Raw genomic sequence first — 17,950 nt, forward strand, 5'->3', positions numbered from 1 at the left:
TGGTTGAAGAGGCTGCGGCTGCGGCCGAGAGTTTGCAGGACCAGGCGGGCAAGCTGGCCGAGGCGGTGAGCGTGTTCAAGCTGGAATCCGCTGCGCAGGCCTACAGTAGTCGGCCGGCAGGTCTTCAGACGCCGCGAGCTTCGGGCAGGGCCATGCCAATTTCCCGGGCCGTTATCGCTGCTCAGGGGAAGATAAAAACCAAACCCAGGCTGGTACTGATCGGCCGACCGGGGGAACGGGTTGTCGGTGTTGATGGGGCCGTTTTGTAGGTCCGCCATGCTCGCGCGCCCGCGCGCCTAAATTAATGCGACTTGGCAACGAGCTGGAGAAATTCCTGTCGGGTACGGTCATTGTCACGGAAGGCACCCAGCATCATCGACGTGATGGTCCACGAATTCTGTTTCTGCACACCGCGCATCATCATGCAAAAGTGCTGGGCTTCGATGACGACGCCGACGCCAGCCGCGCCGGTAGCGGTTTGGATGGCCTCGGCGATCTGGGTGGTGAGCTGCTCCTGGATCTGCAGGCGCCGCGCGAACATGTCGGTGATGCGCGCGATCTTCGACAGGCCGATCACCTTGCCTTTCGGCAGATAAGCCACGTGGGCCTTGCCGACGAACGGCAGCAGGTGGTGCTCGCACATCGAATACAGTTCAATGTCCTTGACGATAACCATTTCGTTGTTGTCCGAGTCGAACACGGCATCGTTGAGAACCTCGTCCAGCGACTGTGTGTAGCCCTGCGTCAGGAACTTGAACGCGGCGGCCGCGCGGTCGGGGGTTTTCAGTAATCCGTCGCGCGAGATGTCCTCGCCTGCGCTCTGGATGAGTTGTGCGTACAGCTTGGCGGTGTCCATGTCGATGGCCTTGTCTGATCAGTGATCGTTTGACTGTGTCAGAGTGGTCAGTCACCGTCAACCCGCGGAGGCCGCATGGTGGAGGCAAATGGCGTTCGCATGAACCCGATTTCTTGACGATCCCAGCATGCCGCGTATGGCATTTCGAAAGCATCGCAGCGTGCACGGAATCGAGTGTGGCGGCGGGGAGCCCGCGGGAAAACACCTGCTGCGAGAAATCAAGCTTAGCCAGCTGTTCGGCACTGAACGGCAAGATGGCAACGCGCTGCGCTGTCATCCGTTCACCAGCTAGCGAGCCGACAGGTAGCGGGGGAAGGCGTGTTTGTCGAGCAGGATTTCGATGAGATTGATCGTGCCGGTCAGGTCGGCGTTTGCGAACAGGGCGTCGAGCGCGGCCTCGGTTTCGATGCGGTAATGGTTAACCCCAAACGATTGCGCGAGCAGGCCGAAATCGGGGTTGGTGAAGTCGCAGTCGATGTAGCGCTCGCCGTAGAGCTGGAACTGGTTCTTGCGGATGAGCGAGAGGGTGCCATTGTTGATCACCACCACGTTGATCGGGATGCCGTAGTTCACCGCGGTCATCATTTCCATGCAGCACATCTGGAAGCCGCCGTCGCCGAGGATGGCGAAGGTGGGGCTGTCTTTCGCAAAACAGCGCGCGCCGATGGCGGCGGGGATGGCGTGGCCCAGCGACGAGATACCGGAATTCGGGAAGTAATGGTTATGGTCGGAGACGTCGAAATAGCTCTGCGCGAAGACGATGTTGTCGTCGAACACCAAGGCGTTGTGCGGGAAGCGCCGCGCAAGCCGGCTGAAGAAATCCTGCATCAAGCGGAAGGACTGCGCCGACGCCGTGTCGGACCCATCGGTCGTCCGGACGGCGGCACGCCGATGGCCATCGAGACGATCCAGTGTCTTGGGCGGCATGGCGTCGGCCAGGAGGGTGGCGAAGAGGTCTTCCATCACGGCGCGGATGTCGCCGCAGATCGCCACGTCGGGCTGGAACACGCGGCCGAGTTGCGCAGCGTCGCGGTCGACCTGGGTGATTTTCTTGCCGCCCAGCAATTTGGCGTCCCACAGATAGCTGGTGCGTTCGTTGAAGCTGGCACCGAGGAAGATCAGCAGGTCGGCGTGATCGACGAGGTAGCGATAGGCATCGCCGTTGGACGTGACGCCGAGGCAGCCAAGCGACAGGGGCGAGCCTTCGGCAACCACGCCCTTGGCCTTTAGGCTGGTGGTGACCGGGATATTGAATTGTGCCGACAGGGTGGCGACGATGTCGCGCGCGTCTGCCTGGATGCAGCCGTAGCCGGCGACAATGGCTGGGGTGCGCGCGCCGCGCAGCAGTTCGGCGAGTTCGGAGATCGAGGCTGTGTGCCGGACGGCGGCCTTGCGCGGAAAGTGGATCTGTTCCAGCACGCTGTCGTCGACCATCTCCTTCTGCACGTTGTAGGGGATCGACAGCAGCACTGGCCCGGGTTCACGTCCGAGCAGCGCTTGCGCAGCCTGGTTCAGCACCTGGCCCAGATAGTCGGTGCGTTCGATGAGCTTGTGGTAGCGAGTGACGCTGGCGAACAGCGCGCCCTGGTCGATGGCGCCGCCCTCGCCTGAGCTTTCCTGCAGGCCGCCGCGGCCGAAGATGTAGGTGGAGGTCTCGCCGGTGATCGCCAGCACCGGAAGCCGTTCGGCGTAAGCGTTGGCGATGCCGGTCAGCAGATTGGTCGCGCCGGGGCCTGCCGTGGCGATGCAGGCCGAGGGCTGGTGCGAGATCCGCGCGTAGCCGCCCGCCATGAAGGCCGCGCCTTGCTCGTGCTTGACCAGCACGCTCTTCACGCCCGAATCGTGCAGGCGGTCGTAGATGGGCAGCACGTGCGCGCCCGGCATGCCGAAGATGTGGTCGATGCCCAGGCGTTCCAGATACCGGACGATCAGTTCGCTGACGGAAATGTTCATGTGCTTGTTATGAGGTGGGCAATCTCGCTCCTCCGGCGCGCGTCGACGCATCCGGAGTACCGGATTTGAGCACAAGACGCCGTGCGGGAAAACCTTGGATATTGCGTGGAATAGTGCCTGGGTCCGACAGTCTCGTGGGGCCGGGGCTTTCAAGGGCAAAGCGCCTGATTGGAGAGGCCGGCTTTGCAGACGAATGCGGGGCCGGGTTCGAAACGGCCCCGGCACTGCACCCGCTGGGCGACGGGCGCAGCGATTCGACGGTCAGGCGTGCGCCAGGTGCTGCTCGATCTCGATGAAGGTATTGGCCACTTCGGTGGTTTCGACGTTGACCCCCAGCTGTTTGCACAACTGCGACAGCGACAGCAGGCCGCGCACCATTTGCCGGCCGCCGGTGTGTTCGATCACCAGGGCATGCTGCCGACCGCGCGCCTTGAGGGTCTCCAGCACATGGCCGACGCGGGCATGGGCGATGTCGTCGTAGTCGACCGCTTCCAGCTGTTCCACCGGCGTCATGATATCGGCCACCAGCACTTCGTCGCGGCGGATGCCGCGGCTTTGCACGACCTGCATGGGTTTCTCGCCATGGATGTCGGTGCGGGTCACCAAGCCGGCCACGCGATCCTGGCTGTCCATGACGAACAGCAGGCGCACCTTGCGGCGGATCATGCGTTCTTCCGCCTGCTTGATGGTGTCGCCGGGCGTGGCGATGAAAGCCGTCAGGCGGCGGAAGTCGGTCATGACGTCGAGCGCCGGGTTATCCAGTTCAACCCGCTCGGGCAGGATGCAGGCGGGGCGCAGCAGGCCGGCGCTCTTGTCGAGATTGCGAGCGGGCAGGCGGGTGTAGGTCTGGGTCATGTCGGATCTCCTTGCATCGTTTTCTGGACTTCAGGCGCACACGCCTTGCGTGCGGGGCTGGAAACAACAATCCTGTTCCTCGGCGCGCCGCCTGTCCATTCAAGATTTTTTAGCCCGACATAAAAATTGTTCTTGCTAGATCCGGAACGGGAAGCGGCGCAATGCGGGCGGTTCAGCGCGCCATCGCCTGCGCGTGAAACGCCAGATGCTCGCCGATGAAGGTGGCGATGAAATGGTAGCTGTGGTCGTAGTCCTCCTGCATCCGCAGCGTGAGCGGAATGCCACGGGCCGCGCAAGCTGCCTGCAGGTTCTGCGGATACAACTGCTCCGCCAGGAATTCGTCGGCGGTACCGTGGTCGATCAGCGCAGGCGGGAGCGGTGCGCCGGCCTCGACCAGGCAGGTGGCGTCGTAGGCTTCCCAGGCTTTTTTATCGTCGCCGAGATAGGCGCCGAAGCAGCCCTGGCCCCAGGGACTCACCACCGGATTGCAGATCGGGGAGAAGGCGGAGACCGAGGCATACATGCCGGGATTTTTCAGCGCACAGACGAGCGCACCGTGGCCGCCCATCGAGTGGCCGCTGATGGCGCGTTTCCCGGGGGTCGCGGGAAAGTTTGCCTCGACCAGCGCGGGCAGTTCGCGGGTGACGTAGTCGTACATCCGGTAATGCGTGGCCCACGGCATCTGGGTGGCGTTGACGTAGAAACCCGCGCCCTGGCCGAGGTCGTAGCGCTCGGGTACGTCGGGGACGTCTTCGCCGCGCGGGCTGGTGTCGGGCATGACCAGGATCAGCCCCAGTTCGGCGCAGTAGCGCTGGGCGCCGGCCTTCACCCGCACGTTGTCGTCGGTGCAGGTCAGGCCCGACAGCCAGTACACCACCGGCAGCTTCTGGGTCGCGGCCTGTGGCGGCAGGTAGACCGAGAAGGTCATGGTGCACTGGCACGCAGTCGATTCGTGCTGCCAGCGTTCGAGCCAGCCGTCGAATTCCTTGATTCTTTCGATTTGTTTCATGGGTTCTTTCAGAAAATGATGACCGAGCGGATGCTCTTGCCTTCGTGCATCAGGTCGAAGGCGCGGTTGATGTCTTCCAGCGGCATGGTGTGGGTCACCAGACTGTCGAGTTCGATCTTGCCTGCCATGTAGTTGTCGACGTAGCCCGGCAGCTGGCTGCGGCCCTTGACGCCGCCGAACGCGGTGCCTTTCCAGGTGCGGCCCACCACCAGGTTGAACGGCCGGGTGCAGATTTCCTTGCCGGCGCCGGCCACGCCGATCACGGTCGACACGCCCCAGCCCATGTGGGTGCATTCGAGCGCGTCGCGCATCACGTTCACGTTGCCGATGCATTCGAACGAGTAATCGACGCCGCCCTTCGTCAGGTCGCGGATGTACTCGACCAGCGAACCGTTGACCTCGCGCGGGTTGATGAAGTCGGTCGCGCCGAGCGCCTTGGCCATTTCGAACTTGTCGGGGTTGAGGTCGATCGCGAGAATGCGGCCGGCCTTGGCCATCACCGCGCCCTGGATCGCCGACAGTCCGATGCCGCCGAGGCCGAACACGGCGACGGTGGAGCCGGGCTCGACCTTGGCGGTGTTGAGCACCGCGCCGATTCCGGTGGTGACGCCGCAGCCGAGCAGGCAGACCTTGTCGAGCGGCGCGGCAGGGTTGATCTTGGCGAGCGCGATTTCCGGCACCACGGTGTACTCGGAAAAGGTCGAGCAGCCCATGTAGTGGAAGATCGGCTGGCCGTTCTTCGAGAAACGGCGCGTGCCGTCGGGCATGTAGCCGGTCCACACGGTGGACGCGATCGACTGGCACAGGTTGGTCTTGGGCGAGGCGCAGTATTCGCAATGGCCGCATTCCGGGATATAGAGCGGGATCACGTGGTCGCCCGGCTTCAGCGTTTTCACGCCGGGTCCGCATTCCACCACGATGCAGCCGCCTTCGTGGCCGAGGATGCAGGGGAAGGCGCCTTCCGGGTCGTCGCCCGACAGCGTGAAGGCGTCGGTGTGGCACACGCCACTGGCGACGACCTGCAGCAGGACCTCGCCCTCGCGTGGGCCGTCGACCTCAACTTCCTCGATCGACAGCGGTTTCTTCGGCTCCCAGGCAACAGCAGCGCGTGCTTTCATGTATTTGGTTCCTTGGTAATGATCAGGAGGTGACGCGATATGCGGCAGGTCGATGATGCCGAACTTCCATGACATCCACAACGTATGCAGGTCGGGCGAGCTTAGCCGGTCTGCAGCAGCAGCTTCTGGAATGCAGCCTCGAACAATTTGACGCCGTCGTCCTGCAGGGTGTTGCCGACGACATCCATGTCGATGCCCAGGCGAGCCAGTTCCGCCAGCTGTGCTTCGGCTTCGGCGACGCCTTGCGCCACACGCGGCACCGGGTCGCCGTGGTCGCGCAATGCGGCGAGCGTCTTGTCGGGCAGGGTGTTGATGGTTTCAGGGCCGATCAGCGGCTCGACGTACAGCAGGTCGCGGTAGTCCGGATTCTTCACGCCGGTGCTCGCCCACAGCAGGTACTGCGGCGTGGCGCCCTGCTGCGTCAGCGCGGCAAAGGCCTCGCCATGAAAAATCCGCAGATAGCGTTGATAGGCGAGCTTGGCCATCGCCACTGCGGCCTTGCCGCGTAGCGACAGGGCCGCCTGGGTGCCGATAGCGGTCAATTGCGCGTCGACCAGCGTATCGACGCGCGACAGGAACAGGCTGGCTACCGCCTTGCTGCGGCGCACGTCGGCGCCGGCCTGCATGCGAGCGGTGAGACCCCGGATATAGGCGTCGAACACCGCCTGCGTCTGCGCCACCGAAAACAGCAGGGTCACGTTGACGTTGATGCCGAGCGTGGTCAGCGCCTCGAATGCGCTGACGCCTTCTGGCGTGCCCGGCACCTTGATCAGAAGGTTGCGGCGGTTCACGGTGGCAGACAGGCGTTGCGCCTCTTCCACCGTGCGCGTCGAGTCGTAGGCCCAGCGCGGTGCGACTTCCAGGCTGACGTAGCCGTCGTTGCCGCCGCTGGCTTCATAGGTGGGCAGCAGCAGGTCGCAGGCAGCCTGGATGTCGGGGATGACCAGCGCCTCGTAGCGACGCTCGACATCCGGCTCACCGGCTTTCACCCGTGCCAGGTCGTCGGCGTAATAAGGGCTGGTGGCCAGGGCGTTCTGGAAGATCGACGGATTCGAGGTCACGCCCGAGACGCCATCCTCGGCGATCAGTCTGGCCAGCGTGCCATCATGGAGCAGGCTGCGCGACAGGTTGTCCAGCCAGATGCTTTGGCCGAGGGCGGTGACGTGTTGCGTGGTGTTCATGGGCGGTCCTCGTATGGGTGAGATGTTCAGGATAGAACATGTGCATGACGGCAAGTTCAACGAACCGTGTCGATCCGTGCTGGAGGCCGCGCCTGTGCTAGACTTCGGCGCATTCTTTCGGCTCTTTTCCGGCTTATTCCATGTCTGGCAGCACACTCGGCAAACTGTTCTGTGTCACCGTGTTCGGCGAATCGCACGGACCCGCGATCGGCTGCGTGGTCGACGGCTGTCCGCCCGGCATGGCGCTCGCCGAAGCCGACATCCAGCATGACCTCGACCGCCGCAAGCCGGGCACCTCGCGCCACGTCACTCAGCGGCGCGAATCCGACACCGTGGAAATCCTATCCGGACTCTATGAAGGCAAGACGACAGGCACGCCGATCGCGCTGCTGATCCGCAACGAGGACCAGCGCAGCAAGGACTACGGCAACATCGCCGAAACCTTCCGCCCCGGCCATGCCGACTATACCTACACGCAGAAATACGGTTTCCGTGATCCGCGCGGCGGCGGCCGTTCGTCGGCCAGGCTGACCGCGCCCATCGTCGGCGCCGGCGCCATCGCAAAAAAATGGCTGGCTGAAAAATACGGCATCGTGATCCGCGGCTACATGAGCGCACTGGGCCCGATCGACGTGCCATTCGAGTCGTGGGACGAGATCGGTAACAATGCCTTCTTCGCGCCCAATGCCGCCATCGTGCCCAAGCTCGAGGACTACATGGACGCGCTCAGGAAGTCGGGCGATTCGGTCGGCGCGAAGATCAGCGTGATGGCCGAGAACGTGCCGCCCGGCTGGGGCGAGCCGCTGTATGACAAGCTCGACGCCGACCTCGCCCACGCGCTGATGGGCCTCAACGCCGTCAAGGGCGTGGAAATCGGCGACGGCATGGAAGCTGCACGGCAGCTGGGCACCGAGCATCGCGACGAAATCACACCCGATGGATTCCTTTCCAACCATGCCGGGGGCGTGCTCGGCGGCATTTCGAGCGGCCAGGCTGTCGTCGCCCACATCGCGATCAAGCCCACCTCGTCGATGCGCCTGCCGGGACGCTCGATCGACCTGCACGGTCAGCCGATCGAGGTCGTCACCCACGGCCGCCACGATCCCTGCGTCGGCATTCGCGCCACCCCGATCGCCGAGGCGCTGATGGCGATCGTGCTGATGGATCACGCGCTGCGCCATCGTGCGCAATGCGGCGACGTGGCGAGCGGCACGCCGGTGATTCCTGCCAACAACTAGGACCCCACCTGGCCACGCCGTACACCGTGTATGGCCGGCCCAAACGGCGATTGGGGTTTGACGGATCGGCGGTGTACGCTAGGTTTAAATTACTGTGCAACCGGTGCCTGACGCCATGCGACTGCCCATCAGCCTGAAAATCTTCAGCATCACCACAGCACTCCTGGCCTTGATGGTGGTCGTCACCTGGCTGTCGGTGCTCAACTTCCGCCAGCTCAACAACCAGGTGCGGGCGCTCTCCGACTACTACCTGCCGCTGCAGCAGCAGGTGGCCAGCGTGGAAATCCTCATCCGCGACCAGATGGTGCACATGGAGCGGGTGATGGCGGGCATGGATGTCGCGAAGCCCGATCCTGAATTCCTCGCGAAGGAGTCGAACGCCTTCGACATGCGCGGGATCAACGCCGACCAGATCGTCGATTCCTCGCTGCACATGCTGGGCGAGGCCGAAAAGGAAAAGGGCATTCGGCTCGACCGCGTCACGCTCGCCATACTGGGCCGGGAGCTGCCCGCCATCCAGACCACCCGCCAGCATTTTCACGCGACCTTCCGCCAGTTCCAGATTGAGGCGCAGGAAGGCACGCCGCGCTCGGAGAAGATCGTGCGCGATGAGTTGCTGCGCGAAAAGGACGCCATCGACGTCGAGATCCAGAAGACCACCGACATTCTCAACAAGCTGACCCAGGACACCGCCAGCCAGGCCAAGGCGGAGGAGGCACGCGCGACCACGCTCAACTGGATCGTCACCGGCATCGCCACCGCGCTCGGACTGATCTTCGCCGCCTTCGTCACGCGTTCGCTGGTCGATCCGGTCAAGCGCCTGCTGGGCGGAACGCGCGCGGTCGAGGCGGGCGACCTCGACGTGGAAATCCTGGTGCGCACCCACGACGAACTGGCCACGCTCGCCACCTCGTTCAACCACATGGTGGGCGGGCTGCGCGAGAAGGAGCGCATCCGTGCAACCTTCGGCCAGTACGTCGACCCGCGCATCGTGAAGAGCCTGCTGGAAAACCGCATCCCGACGGACCGCGGCGAGCGCCAGGTAATGACGGTGTTCTTCTCCGACCTGCAGGACTTCACCCGCCTGTGCGAGGGACTGACGCCGGACGCCGCGGTGCGCTTCCTCAACCGTTATTTTTCGCTGATGTCCGAGGTGATCCGTACCCAGCAGGGCATCGTCGACAAATACATCGGCGACTCGGTCATGGCTTTCTGGGGCCCGCCCTTCACCGATCCTGCCGACCACGCGCGACTGGGCTGCATCGCCGCGCTGGAGCAACTGGCACGCATGGAGGCCTTCCGCGCCTGGCTGCCCGAGATGTTCGGCACCCGAGAGGGCCTGCCCGTGGTCAACGTGCGCATGGGCATCGCCAGCGGCGAAGTGACCGTCGGCAACATCGGCTCCGAAACCTCGCGCGGCTACACCGTCATCGGCGACATCGTGAACCTCGCCTCGCGGCTGGAGCAGGCGAACAAGTTCTACGGCACGCGCATCCTCGTCAGCGAAACGACGAAAACGCTCGCGGGCGACACGCTGGCCTTCCGCGAAATCGACAGTCTGCGCGTCGTCGGCAAACAGGAGCCGATCAGGGTGTACGAACTACTGGGCTATACAGCCGAACTGGGCGAAAGCGACACGCAGCGGGTGCAGGCCTTCGAGGCCGGGCTGGCGCGTTATCGCGCGCAGGACTGGGATGCGGCCGAAGCGGCGTTCCGCGAGTGCCTGGCCATTGCGCCATCGGATCGCCCCAGCCAGGTCATGCTGGAGCGGGTTGCGGCGTTCCGACAGGCACCGCCGGAGGCGGGGTGGGATGGGGTTTGGGTGGCGTTGAGTAAGTGAGATGCGGAAGTTGTTTTTCCCGGCTATTGAAATAACGAGCTTGAGTCAGCTTGCTGGGGAACACCCGGTGCGAAGGGTTAGGCTACACGGCTTAATTCCGCTTTTAATACACGTACACCAGACTTAAGGCGCTCGCCACGAGGAAGAGGACGAAGATCGCCAAAGACCTGAAGCGCCTCTCGCAGAGGTGACTTTGTAGGGTCCGTGAACGGTGAGCGAGCCGCTATATACCAGAGCTGGTACACCTGAGACTCGGTAGACAAGGGAGCAAGTTCGCTTGCATTCATAACCGCCCAGAACGCAAGTGATTCTGTTTCCTCGGGATTGAGCTCAAGCATAGCCGTGTGGTCATCACGTGCGTGCTTGAAGAAGTTTTGGTGGCGACGCATGACTTGAAAGTATTCAGCTCGAGTGAGTGACGTGGCTTCGCGTGCCTTTTTGTCCCACGACTGTTCGGGTGCGTTGATCTCGACAAGATCGCTGAAGAGTAGCGATGCCGCCCCAACAAGGGTATGTACCGCAACCGGGTCATCCTCCGAGAAAAGCATACGAATAGCAACTCGCAACTGCCTTTGCGCAGCATCAAGCTTCGATACAACGATGTGCCCAGCTTCCGTCATTGGGCCTGACGCAATTTCGAGGTCATGGGGCTTGGGTTCACCTGTATGTTTGCTATTCGGTGGCGCCTTCATCCCCATGACATGTGCACCCCGGTTCGGTGCTGACGGTGCCGTCGCAGCACACGATCTTGCCGGCGCGGCAGCCGCAGAGGCCTTTGTGGGCCGAGCAGCAATTGAGTTGGGCGACATGTGGGCCCTTCGCATTCGCCTGGCAGGCTGGCGGTGAAATCTTTTCCAGCGTTGCGGCGAGGGACGGGCTCTTCGCGGTCGAATCGGCGGCGGCCGGAAGCGAAAAGAGGGCAGGGGCGAAAGCCAGGACGGCGAGCAGGGTACGGATGCGCATGGAAATCTCCTTGGTAGAGGCGGGCTGACTCACTATAGCCGATCGCGTACGAGCTTACCCATCGCGCAGCAGCAGCTCGAGCATGACGGCGGCGAGCACCAGAATCGCCGCCAGCAGGGCGAAGGCGCTGCCGTAGCCGGCGACGCCGACCATCCAGCCGGTGAGCACCGGGCCGGTCGACTGGCCGACGTCCATGACCGTGCGCAGCACGCCCATCGACGAGCCGTAGCGGCCGTCGCGGGTGAGGTCGGCGACGAGCGCGGAGGTGGACGAGGTGACGGTGGCGAAGCCGATGCCGAACGCGAGGCTCAGTACCGACAGGCCCATGAAGCTGGGGGCAAACGGCAGCAGTGCGATGCTCACGGCGCCGATAAGCAAACCGGGCAGGATGACGCGGCGGCGTCCTACGCGGTCCGACACCTTGCCCATCAGCGGCTTGGCGAACACGATGCTGACCAGCTGTACGCCGAGGATGACGCCGATCTGCCACGCGGGGATGCCGAGCGAAGCGGCGAACAGGGCGAGGAAGGCTTCGATGGCGCCGAACACCAGGTATTGCGCCGCCTCGACCCCGCTCACCAGCATGATGTCGCGATCGCGTAGCACAGTGGTCAGGCTCGTCCAGAAATGGGGTAATTCGAGTTTCGCTTTTGGTCTAGGTGCTTGGTCCTTCAGCAGCAGACCGGCGCCCAGCGCCAGCATGCCGCTGATCGCGCAGGCGATGTAGACGGCATGGAAACTGGCCAGCGAGATCAGGCTGCCGCCGAGGAACGGCGCGATGGACCGTCCGACGATGGTGATCGAGGAATAGGTGGAGAGCCGGGCTGCGCGCTCGGTGGTGTAGCGTTCGGCGATGGCTGCGTTCGCCACCGTCCCGAAAATCGCGGTGGCGAAGCCATGGTAGAAGCGCACCGCCATCAGCTGCGGGGCCGTTTTGACCAGCAGATACAGGAAGGGCGCGGTGGCGAACACGACCAGCGACGCCAGCAGCAGGCGACGCGAGCCAAGGTAGTCGGACAGCGCGCCGGCGGGGTAGCTGATCAGGATGCCCGGAATCGTCGAGGCCATGACGATCCAGCCGATTTCCGCCGGCGTGGCGTGGAGCGCGTGGGCGAACAGCGGCAGGACCGGCGTCTTCGACAACGTGGAACTCAGGATGGCCAGCCCGCCGATGAGGGCGATCAGGACGAAGAAGGACGGTCGGGCGGATTTCATCGGGTGGCTGTAGAGGAGGGGGGCTGCCTAGAATGTAATGTGAAATTCCATGGTGTGTGAATCCCGAGGACACGTGAAGAATCCGCCACCCAGCGTCAGCGCTCCGTCGGTCATGTTTGGCGCCTTCGATCGCCACAACTTCGGCGACCTGCTGTTTCCCCATCTGATGACGGTCTTGCTGCCGGAGCGGGCGTTTGCGTTTGCCGGGCTGGTCGAACGCGATCTGCGGGCATTCGGCGGGCATCGGGTGCGCGCGCTGGGTGCGGAACGGCCGCTCCAGTTGATTCATGTTGGCGGCGAACTGCTGGCCTGCACGGCCTGGCAGGCTGCGGTCATGCTGCTCGATCCTGCCGGGGCCGCTGCCGCGATTGCGCGCTACGACGCCGACCCGGTTGCGGCTGCCGCGTGGGCCGCCCGTCAGCTCGGCGCGTCGCGAATCGCACCCTATGTGGCGGGGCGCGAGGCGCTGGCGCCGGGCGGGACATTGATCTTCAATGCCGTGGGCGGTGTGGACTGGTTCCATCTGTCGCTTGCGCACCGTGAAGCAGTCAAAACTGCGCTCAGGCAGGCGGACTGGGCCAGCGTTCGGGATCGTCTGACGCAGGCTGCGTTGCGGGCGGAGGGCCTCGATTTTCCGCTGTGTCCCGATCCCGCCGTGATGGTGGCGGCGTGTTTCGGTGAACGGATTGCGGCGCGACAGCATCATGGCGAAGTGCAGACCCTGCGCACGGACTTTCCCCAAGGCTACCTGGCGCTCCAGTTCAGCGCCGACTTCGGCGACGACACCACGCTGGATGCCCTGGTGCGTGAACTGTCCCGGGTGGTCGCCGCGACCGGGCTGGGGCTGGTGTGCTATCGCGCCGGCGCAGCGCCCTGGCACGACGATGCGGGGCTTTACGAAATCCTGCTGCAGCGGCTGCCGCCCGGCACGACGCGCTTGTTCCAGTCGCTGAACCTGTGGGATATCTGCGCGCTGATTGCCGCCAGCCGCGGCGCCGTCGGCAGCAGTCTGCATGGACGGATCGTCGCGCTGGCCTATGGGTTGCCGCGGGTCAGCCTGATCCCGCCGCAGCAGGGCGACCGCACTCTCAAGACGACCGCCTTCGCCGAAACCTGGGAACCGGGCTCGGTTCCACGCGGCGTGACGGTCGACGAAGTCGAACGCGCAGTGATGCAGGCGCTGGCCGCACCCGCCGACGTGCTGCGGGACAATGCGACCAGCCTGCGCGCGCGCTACCTTCAAAGCCAGGCGCAGTGGACCGGCCTGCTGGCATGCTGAATCGGGCCGGGCCACCGGTCTTGCGCAATAATCCAATCACCCTACAAAAAGACTGCCTACACCATGCCGACCGTTCCTCTGTCTCCAGCCGACCTGCGCCTGACCATCGATCCCGCCACGCTCGGGTTCGTCGACACCACCGAACTGGCGGACGAGGCCTTGCCCTGGATCGGCCAGGCGCGCGCCGAGGCGGCCGCCCGCTTCGGCCTCGGCATGGACCAGCCCAACTACAACCTGTTCGTGCTGGGCGAGGTCGGCAGCGGCCGTTCCTCGCTGCTCAGGCAGGCGATGGTCGAGGCGGCGGCGAAGCGACGGGCGCCGCCGGATCTGTGCTATCTGCACAATTTCGATGCGCCCGAGCGGCCCCTGGCCTTGCGCCTGCCGGCCGGCGAGGGGCGCTTGCTGCGCCAGCTCCTGGCGCAGACAGTGAAGACCCTGCAGGCCGAGATTCCGCCGCAGCTCGGCGGGCAGGACTACAAGACCGAGAGCGAACGCATCGAGAAAGCCTGGAAGGACGATGTGGCACGCCATTACGCCGAGCTGTCGGCGTTTGCCGAGGCGCGCAGCTTTTCGCTGCACCGCGAGGCCGGGCGCATGGTGTTCACCCTCATCGGCAAAAAGGGGCAGGCGCTCACCGAGGACGAAGTGCTGGCGCTGCCGAAGGCGCGCCGGGTGGCGGTGGAGCAGGCCGAGCAGGAACTGCGCGCCGAAATCGCCCGCTATATCGAGAAGACCCAGCCGCTGGAGCGCGCGATGAACGAGGCGCTGGCGGCGCTACGGCGGCAGGTGGTGAAGCCGCTGGTCGAGCGGGCGCTGCAGGCGATCCGTGCCGGGCTGAAGAAGCAGATCAAGGACGCTGCCAAGCTCAACGTTTGGCTCGATGCGCTGGAACACGACGTGTTCGACAACCTGGAGCTGTTCAACGGTGGCGAGGAGGATGAAGGTCAGGAGGAGGCGCTGCACGCCGTGCTCGCGCGCTACCGGGTCAATCTGGTGGTCGACAACGGCGGCCTCGCCGGCGCGCCGGTGATCGTCGAGGACAATCCGCTATTCCGCGCCCTGTTCGGCAGTATCGAGTACCAGTCCGAGAACGACGTGCTGGTGACCGACTTCTCACGCATCCGTGCCGGCAGCCTGCTGCAGGCGCACGGCGGCTTCCTGATGCTGCATCTGCGCGACGTGCTGGCCGATCCGCTGGTGTGGGAGAAACTGCGACGCTTCCTGCGCAGCGGACGGCTGCAGATCGAGGAACCCGGCGTGTCGTTTTCGCCGATCGCGGCAGTGTCGCTGGTGCCGGAAGCGGTCGACGTCGAGGTCAAGCTCGTGCTGATCGGTTCGCGCGACCAGTATTACGAATTGCAGGAGGCTGCACCGGAGTTCGTCCGCCATTTCCGCGCCAAGGTGGATTTCGCCGACAGTTTCCTCGCCAGTGCAGGCACCCACCGCGCCTCGGCGATTTTCGTCGCTCATGTCTGCCGCGAGCACGGCCTGCCGCATTTCTCGGCGGCGGTGGTGGCGCGCCTGCTCGAGGAATCGCACCGCGAGGCAGGCGATCAGGCGCGCGAGAGCGCGATTTTCGCGCGCACTGAAGCGATGGTGATGGAAAGCGCCGCGATCTGCCGTGCCGGCGGGCGGAGCCGGGTGATGGCGGAGGATGTCGAGGCGGCGCTCGCCGCGCATACCGCGCGCCACGATTACCCCGAGCAGCGGCTGCGCGAGGAGATCGCCGAAGGCGACGTGCTGATCGACCTGCACGGCGCGCGGACGGGCCAGGTCAACGGCCTTACCCAGATCGACCTCGGCGACTACCGCTTCGGCCTGCCGGTGCGGTTGTCGGCGCGCACCTATGCGGGCGAGGAGGGACTGCTCAACATCGAGCGCGAGGTCGAACTCTCCGGTCCGATCCACGACAAGGGCGTGTTCATCCTGCAGGCTTACCTGGCAGCGCTATTCGCGCACCTGGCGCCGCTTTCCCTCAATGCTTCGATCGTCTTCGAGCAGCAGTACCACGGCGTGGAGGGCGATTCCGCATCCTGCGCCGAGCTCTATACGCTGCTGTCGGCGCTGTCGGGTTTGCCGCTCAAGCAGGGCATCGCCGTCACCGGCGCGGTCAACCAGCACGGCGAAGTGCTGCCGGTAGGCGGCATCAACGAAAAGATCGAAGGCTGGTTCAGCGTCTGTGAAGCCGCCGGTCTGGACGGCAGCCAGGGCGTGCTGATCCCCGCACGCAACCGGCGTCATCTTATGCTGGCGCCGCGCGTGGTCGAGGCGGTCGCCAGGGGGCGTTTCCATATCCATACGGCGGAGTTGGCGACCGAAGGGATTGAGCTGCTGACCGGGGTGACGGCGGGCGAGCCGAACGCGGCAGGGCATTACGCTCCCGATAGCGTGTTGGGGCAGGCGCAGGACGCGTTGCTGGCATTTCGCCGCGCCTGCCAGCAGCAGGAGCATGCGCGGGCGCCGCGCCGGCATTTTCGCGTAGCCGACCGCCCGCAGCGGCGTTAGCCGCCAGCAGCCGGACGGGGCGTGAACTATAGTGAAAGTCGTCCTTTTCTTGCCAGGAGACGATCATGAACGCACTACACCGCATGGCGCGCTTTCTCGACGAGCACATGATTCCATTCGACATCGTCGCGCACCCGCACACGCACACCAGCGCCGAAACGGCACGTGCGGCAGGGATTCCGTCCAACCGCGTGGCCAAGGGTGTGCTGCTCGACGGCGTCGGCTGCCAGATGGTGGCGATGATCCCTGCCGACCAGGAGGTCCATCTCGGCAGGCTGGGTCTCGACCATGGCGTGGAGTTCAGCCTGGCCGACGAAGCCAGCGTGAGCCGCCTGTTCAGCGAATGCGAGCCCGGCGTGGTACCGGGCCTGCCGAATGCCTGGGGCGTGGAAATGGTATGGGACGACGATCTGATGGCGCAGCCGGATATCTATCTGGAGGGAGGTGACCACGAACTCCTGCTGCACATCGAAACCCGCTATCTGCGCGACATTTTCGGCGATGCGCCGCACTGCCACTTCAGCCAGCCGCGCATGCAGCACGTTGCCTGACTGTGTCACCTCAGCGGCGCCAAGGCCATCAGGCGCCGGGCCGATTCGGTAAACGGCAGCAGTTGCCGGATGCGTTCCGTGGCCGGCGCATGGGCGGCTGCGATGCCGCCGCCGGATTGTTCGTCATGACGGAAATAGGCCAGCGCGCCGTCTTCCAGGCTGCATCCGCAAACCTGTGCCGCCAGCAGCGTGCCGAGCCAGTCGGCTTCCCTTTCCTGTTGCTGCCAGAGCGGAGATAGCTTCAGCGCCAGGCCGAAATTGCCGTCGGCCAGTTGCATGGCATCCTCGCCATGGCGAGTCCAGTAAGCAGGCTTGCCGGAGTAAACCGACAGGGCGATGGCATCCTCGTCAAAATGGCGTTGCGCGATGTGGACGATTTCGTGGCCGATGAGAAACGCCAGTTGGCAGCCGGCCAGTTGCAGCGCCGAAGGCGACAACACCACCACGTTGGGCGCAACGGAATAAGCCTGGCCGCCGCTTTCGTCGGGTGCCCGCTTGAAATGCACTTCGGACAGGCCTGCGCGCAGGGCCATGCGTGTCCACCTGGGCTGGGCATCGAGGGCCGTGCAGCCGGGACACGGTTGGACGGCCCAGATGTAATGGCGGAACGTCGGCGCGTCGGGAAACCAGGAGGCCGGGGCCGGCTGCGCGGCATGCAGGAACCCGGCGCAAAGAAGCAGGATCAGACAGACGCCAGATCTGATGCCAGGCCATGCTGGATGAATTGCCAGGGTGAACATCGCATCCCCTTTCACAATTGCCGCTTCTGTGAATATAGTCGGCCATGACGCGGCTGTTCTTGATGGCCATGCCGCAACAAACACCCGCGAACGGAATGAACCGATGCACGAGAACGAGTCTTCGCCCAACCCGTATCGCCCCCTCGGGCGCGGCATGGCCTTGGTCGCCAGCCTGCTGATGCTGGGATTGTTCTATCTCTATTTCGAGAACAGTCTGCAGGCACGCGACCGTCCCAATCGCGGCCTGCAACTCGCGCCGGGTGCCGAACTGGTCCTGAAGCGCAGTGGTAACGGACACTATGTTTTTCCGGGGGCGATCAATGGCCGGCCGGTCAGTCTCCTGCTCGACACCGGTGCCACCCTGGTGTCGGTGCCGGCTCATCTGGCGGGTGAACTCGGACTCGATGCCGGCGCGTATCAACAGTCGATGACCGCCAACGGCGCGGTTGCCACCCGTGCCACCCGGATCGGCACGCTGGCGTTCGGGCCCTTCGTGCTGCGCAATGTGCCGGCCAGCCTCAACCCCGGCATGGCGGAGGATCAGGTGCTACTGGGCATGAGCGCGCTGAAGCATCTGGAATTCACCCAGCGCGGCGACACCCTGGTGTTGCGCCCGCTGGCCGGCGGATGAAAAAAATCTTGGACAT

General features: G+C 64.5%; 16 protein-coding genes and 1 pseudogene. 7 read left to right on the forward strand and 10 right to left on the reverse strand.

Going from position 1 to position 17,950, the window contains the following annotated elements; translation table 11 throughout:
• A pseudogene (locus tag B058_RS18135) lies at positions 1 to 269 on the forward strand (hypothetical protein); the annotation flags it as partial.
• A gap of 32 nt (positions 270 to 301) precedes the next feature.
• On the opposite strand, the gene folE reads toward B058_RS18135, so the two are convergent.
• From folE to tal, 6 genes are all read right to left on the reverse strand, one after another.
• Complete coding sequence (gene folE / locus B058_RS0105625) at positions 302 to 856, reverse strand: GTP cyclohydrolase I FolE (RefSeq protein WP_018507504.1); 555 nt, start codon at positions 854 to 856, stop codon at positions 302 to 304.
• Positions 857 to 1,144: 288 nt separating this feature from the next.
• Positions 1,145 to 2,809: a thiamine pyrophosphate-binding protein gene (locus B058_RS0105635; RefSeq protein ID WP_018507506.1), complete on the reverse strand. Its 1,665-nt coding sequence runs from the start codon at positions 2,807 to 2,809 to the stop codon at positions 1,145 to 1,147.
• 261 nt (positions 2,810 to 3,070) lie between these two features.
• Complete coding sequence (locus B058_RS0105640) at positions 3,071 to 3,664, reverse strand: CBS domain-containing protein (RefSeq protein WP_018507507.1); 594 nt, start codon at positions 3,662 to 3,664, stop codon at positions 3,071 to 3,073.
• Positions 3,665 to 3,836: 172 nt separating this feature from the next.
• The gene (fghA, locus tag B058_RS0105645; RefSeq protein WP_018507508.1) at positions 3,837 to 4,673 is read right to left on the reverse strand and encodes an S-formylglutathione hydrolase; all 837 of its coding nucleotides are present in this window, start codon (positions 4,671 to 4,673) and stop codon (positions 3,837 to 3,839) included.
• An 8-nt stretch (positions 4,674 to 4,681) separates the two neighbouring features.
• Complete coding sequence (locus tag B058_RS0105650; protein ID WP_026240682.1) at positions 4,682 to 5,791, reverse strand: S-(hydroxymethyl)glutathione dehydrogenase/class III alcohol dehydrogenase; 1,110 nt, start codon at positions 5,789 to 5,791, stop codon at positions 4,682 to 4,684.
• Positions 5,792 to 5,892: 101 nt separating this feature from the next.
• Positions 5,893 to 6,972, reverse strand: coding sequence for a transaldolase (gene tal / locus B058_RS0105655; protein ID WP_018507510.1), 1,080 nt, complete (start codon positions 6,970 to 6,972; stop codon positions 5,893 to 5,895).
• A gap of 140 nt (positions 6,973 to 7,112) precedes the next feature.
• Between tal and aroC the strand changes: the two genes are divergently transcribed.
• Both aroC and B058_RS0105665 read left to right on the forward strand, forming a co-directional pair.
• Positions 7,113 to 8,210: a chorismate synthase gene (gene aroC / locus B058_RS0105660; RefSeq protein ID WP_018507511.1), complete on the forward strand. Its 1,098-nt coding sequence runs from the start codon at positions 7,113 to 7,115 to the stop codon at positions 8,208 to 8,210.
• A gap of 115 nt (positions 8,211 to 8,325) precedes the next feature.
• The gene (locus B058_RS0105665) at positions 8,326 to 10,050 is read left to right on the forward strand and encodes an adenylate/guanylate cyclase domain-containing protein (protein ID WP_040723549.1); all 1,725 of its coding nucleotides are present in this window, start codon (positions 8,326 to 8,328) and stop codon (positions 10,048 to 10,050) included.
• A gap of 77 nt (positions 10,051 to 10,127) precedes the next feature.
• On the opposite strand, the gene B058_RS0105670 is transcribed toward B058_RS0105665, so the two are convergent.
• Genes B058_RS0105670 through B058_RS0105680 form a run of 3 tightly spaced genes read right to left on the reverse strand, consistent with a single transcriptional unit; the run spans position 10,128 to position 12,228 of the window.
• On the reverse strand, positions 10,128 to 10,748 hold the full coding sequence (locus tag B058_RS0105670) for a hypothetical protein (protein ID WP_157265610.1): 621 nt from the start codon (positions 10,746 to 10,748) through the stop codon (positions 10,128 to 10,130).
• Positions 10,723 to 11,013, reverse strand: coding sequence for a hypothetical protein (locus tag B058_RS0105675; RefSeq protein WP_018507514.1), 291 nt, complete (start codon positions 11,011 to 11,013; stop codon positions 10,723 to 10,725). The genes B058_RS0105670 and B058_RS0105675 overlap by 26 nt, the downstream gene beginning before the upstream one ends.
• Before the next feature lie 54 nt (positions 11,014 to 11,067).
• Positions 11,068 to 12,228, reverse strand: a complete 1,161-nt coding sequence (locus tag B058_RS0105680) for an MFS transporter (protein WP_018507515.1) — start codon at positions 12,226 to 12,228, stop codon at positions 11,068 to 11,070.
• Positions 12,229 to 12,340: 112 nt separating this feature from the next.
• On the opposite strand from B058_RS0105680, the gene B058_RS0105685 reads away from it, so the two are divergent.
• From B058_RS0105685 to B058_RS0105695, 3 genes are all read left to right on the forward strand, one after another.
• Complete coding sequence (locus B058_RS0105685; RefSeq protein WP_018507516.1) at positions 12,341 to 13,507, forward strand: polysaccharide pyruvyl transferase family protein; 1,167 nt, start codon at positions 12,341 to 12,343, stop codon at positions 13,505 to 13,507.
• Positions 13,508 to 13,570: 63 nt separating this feature from the next.
• Positions 13,571 to 16,012 (forward strand): Lon protease family protein, encoded by a 2,442-nt coding sequence (locus B058_RS16510; RefSeq protein ID WP_018507517.1) that lies wholly within the window; start codon positions 13,571 to 13,573, stop codon positions 16,010 to 16,012.
• Positions 16,013 to 16,077: 65 nt separating this feature from the next.
• Entirely contained in the window at positions 16,078 to 16,563 is a 486-nt protein-coding gene (locus B058_RS0105695) for an aminoacyl-tRNA deacylase (protein ID WP_018507518.1), read from the forward strand.
• Positions 16,564 to 16,568: 5 nt separating this feature from the next.
• Here the strand turns inward: B058_RS0105695 and B058_RS0105700 are convergent, their stop codons facing one another.
• Positions 16,569 to 17,096: a M48 family metalloprotease gene (locus B058_RS0105700; protein WP_157265617.1), complete on the reverse strand. Its 528-nt coding sequence runs from the start codon at positions 17,094 to 17,096 to the stop codon at positions 16,569 to 16,571.
• Between the two features lie 310 nt (positions 17,097 to 17,406).
• Between B058_RS0105700 and B058_RS0105705 the strand changes: the two genes are divergently transcribed.
• Positions 17,407 to 17,934 (forward strand): retropepsin-like aspartic protease family protein, encoded by a 528-nt coding sequence (locus B058_RS0105705; protein WP_018507520.1) that lies wholly within the window; start codon positions 17,407 to 17,409, stop codon positions 17,932 to 17,934.
• Positions 17,935 to 17,950 lie beyond the last annotated feature (16 nt).

The organism is Thiobacillus thioparus DSM 505, assembly GCF_000373385.1.
Lineage (GTDB): Bacteria > Pseudomonadota > Gammaproteobacteria > Burkholderiales > Thiobacillaceae > Thiobacillus > Thiobacillus thioparus.

Coding starts and splice junctions, on each gene's coding strand:
- folE (WP_018507504.1), bottom strand. CDS start 856: ATGGACACCGCCAAGCTGTACGCACAACTCATCCAGAGCGCAGGCGAG.
- B058_RS0105635 (WP_018507506.1), bottom strand. CDS start 2,809: ATGAACATTTCCGTCAGCGAACTGATCGTCCGGTATCTGGAACGCCTG.
- B058_RS0105640 (WP_018507507.1), bottom strand. CDS start 3,664: ATGACCCAGACCTACACCCGCCTGCCCGCTCGCAATCTCGACAAGAGC.
- fghA (WP_018507508.1), bottom strand. CDS start 4,673: ATGAAACAAATCGAAAGAATCAAGGAATTCGACGGCTGGCTCGAACGC.
- B058_RS0105650 (WP_026240682.1), bottom strand. CDS start 5,791: ATGAAAGCACGCGCTGCTGTTGCCTGGGAGCCGAAGAAACCGCTGTCG.
- tal (WP_018507510.1), bottom strand. CDS start 6,972: ATGAACACCACGCAACACGTCACCGCCCTCGGCCAAAGCATCTGGCTG.
- aroC (WP_018507511.1), top strand. CDS start 7,113: ATGTCTGGCAGCACACTCGGCAAACTGTTCTGTGTCACCGTGTTCGGC.
- B058_RS0105665 (WP_040723549.1), top strand. CDS start 8,326: ATGCGACTGCCCATCAGCCTGAAAATCTTCAGCATCACCACAGCACTC.
- B058_RS0105670 (WP_157265610.1), bottom strand. CDS start 10,748: ATGGGGATGAAGGCGCCACCGAATAGCAAACATACAGGTGAACCCAAG.
- B058_RS0105675 (WP_018507514.1), bottom strand. CDS start 11,013: ATGCGCATCCGTACCCTGCTCGCCGTCCTGGCTTTCGCCCCTGCCCTC.
- B058_RS0105680 (WP_018507515.1), bottom strand. CDS start 12,228: ATGAAATCCGCCCGACCGTCCTTCTTCGTCCTGATCGCCCTCATCGGC.
- B058_RS0105685 (WP_018507516.1), top strand. CDS start 12,341: ATGTTTGGCGCCTTCGATCGCCACAACTTCGGCGACCTGCTGTTTCCC.
- B058_RS16510 (WP_018507517.1), top strand. CDS start 13,571: ATGCCGACCGTTCCTCTGTCTCCAGCCGACCTGCGCCTGACCATCGAT.
- B058_RS0105695 (WP_018507518.1), top strand. CDS start 16,078: ATGAACGCACTACACCGCATGGCGCGCTTTCTCGACGAGCACATGATT.
- B058_RS0105700 (WP_157265617.1), bottom strand. CDS start 17,096: ATGGCCCTGCGCGCAGGCCTGTCCGAAGTGCATTTCAAGCGGGCACCC.
- B058_RS0105705 (WP_018507520.1), top strand. CDS start 17,407: ATGCACGAGAACGAGTCTTCGCCCAACCCGTATCGCCCCCTCGGGCGC.